Raw genomic sequence first — 1895 nt, 5'->3', positions numbered from 1 at the left:
CAAGAATCAGAAGGAATTCTCCCATAATGTTACCACTGAAATCAAAGAAATCAAGCAGACAATCAATGATCTGCGGGTTGATTTTGCCAAAAATCGATGAAACCGTTGTTATATAAGGTTTTTAGCGTTTTTTAAAAAAGCTTCATATTTGGCGTATACGAGGCGTATTTAAAAAATACGATGATTCATACCAGCCACCTTGAAATAAGCGCTTAAAACACGCTTAAATTAAAGATGTTTTTTTCGTGTTTCTCGAAATTCCCCGCTTTTAGGCCATTTTGCACCATTTTTCCCTTTATTTAGCCTGTTTGCTTCATATGTATCCACATTTATACGGTATTCTGGTATAACCTGTGAAGAACTAAGAGATACTTTATTTATCGTAGTAATTTCATGCATTAAAATAATTTTTAACAAATAATGGATTTTAGATAAGCGAAATAATTTGACATTGGTATATCATAGTTATATTATGAGCAGTAGTAAGTAATAATTATTTATGGAGGTATTACTATGAATAACCAGTTGATTGCCTCTGAAGAAATTCCTTCTACTGAAATAGTAGACCATTGGGACCACGAAAAAGCCTGGAGCATCTTCCAATTATTAGATGTTAATGAAGGAACCAAAAAAGATTATCAATACCGGATAGGCCATTTTCTTAATTTTATTAACGATAAAAGATTAAACCAGAATAGTTTTTTAGAATATAAGCAGTATTTAAAGCTCCGGACCGATTACACGGTGGCCACAAAAAACAAGTATTTAATTACCGCTAAAGTCTTTTTAAAAGAATTGAACCGGAGGAGATTATTGCCGGTTGATATTACCCAAAATATAAAATCATTCAGCCATTCTAAAAAACACAAAAAAGAAGGTTTGACTGATCAGGAAATCGAAAAGCTAACCTTTGCCTTAAAAGAGCTTCCCAACAACCCCCATAATACCCGGATAAAAGCAATAATTGGCCTGCTGGTATTGCAGGGATTAAGACAAATAGAAATAACCCGGCTGGATGTAAAAGATGTTGACCCTATAAGAAAAACAGCTTTAATCGAAGGTAAGGGCAGAGATGATAAGGAAATCATTTATCTTCATCCGGAAACAGCAAGACATATCAAACGTTATCTAAAAGCAAATAATCACAAAGACGGTGCCCTGTTTGTCAGTAATAGTAATAACAGCCGAAATGTCAGGATTACTACCAGGGGATTGAGATTGATCATAAAGAAAGTTTTGAAGGACCTCAATATTGAAAAGAGCGTTCACGGATTCAGACACTATTTTACTACTGCCTTGCTTAAAAATTACCAGGGTAATCTTTTGAGGGTTGCCCAGTATACCAGGCATAAAAGCTTGGAGATGTTGCAAGTCTATAATGACAATATTGAGATGGAAAATGATTTACCAAAATATTACAAAACTTTCAAGGGAGTAAAGTTTTAAAATTTGAAAGGATAGTACGTTATCATGTCCAGAAAACTTAAAAAAATAATGGCCTTACAAAAAGAAGATAAAGGAATAGAACTTAAAAAATACCTAATAAGCTTGGGTGGCACTACTGCTAGAACCTTAAATTCAAAAACAGGAAGAATTGTTGAAGATATAGTTGTCAGTAGAATAATAAACCTTGAGAGATCACATAGGGAAGAAAAGCTTTGGGTAATAGTCTTGCTTTCCGCAATAGCTGCAATTCTAAGTGCATTAGCAGCCTGGTTTGCTGTCATTAAATAAAATATTTTTGTTTTAAAAATTCTTTCTACTTCCTATAACTCTAATTACAGGAAGTAGGATTTGCAAAATTTTATAATGCTATAATGTTTTAATATAATATCTAAAAATAATTAAGAAAAAGTGCTAAAATTAAAAAGCAGGTGAAATAATATGAACCAAAA

3 protein-coding genes are annotated in these 1895 nt (G+C 32.7%); 2 read left to right on the top strand and 1 reads right to left on the bottom strand.

The window, feature by feature from the left end; all coding sequences use genetic code 11:
- Positions 1–228 precede the first annotated feature (228 nt).
- Positions 229–399, bottom strand: coding sequence for a hypothetical protein (locus U9Q18_03050; protein MEA3313334.1), 171 nt, complete (start codon positions 397–399; stop codon positions 229–231).
- A 114-nt stretch (positions 400–513) separates the two neighbouring features.
- Here U9Q18_03050 and U9Q18_03045 point away from each other — a divergent pair, with 114 nt between their 5' ends.
- On the top strand, positions 514–1446 hold the full coding sequence (locus U9Q18_03045) for a tyrosine-type recombinase/integrase (GenBank protein MEA3313333.1): 933 nt from the start codon (positions 514–516) through the stop codon (positions 1444–1446).
- A gap of 24 nt (positions 1447–1470) precedes the next feature.
- Positions 1471–1734: a hypothetical protein gene (locus U9Q18_03040; GenBank protein ID MEA3313332.1), complete on the top strand. Its 264-nt coding sequence runs from the start codon at positions 1471–1473 to the stop codon at positions 1732–1734.
- Positions 1735–1895: the final 161 nt, after the last annotated feature.

Source organism: Caldisericota bacterium, from assembly GCA_034717215.1.
Classification (GTDB): Bacteria; Caldisericota; Caldisericia; order Caldisericales; family Caldisericaceae; genus UBA646.
The sequence above is the reverse complement of the archived record's forward strand: the minus strand, read 5'-3'. Positions and strand labels throughout refer to the sequence as shown.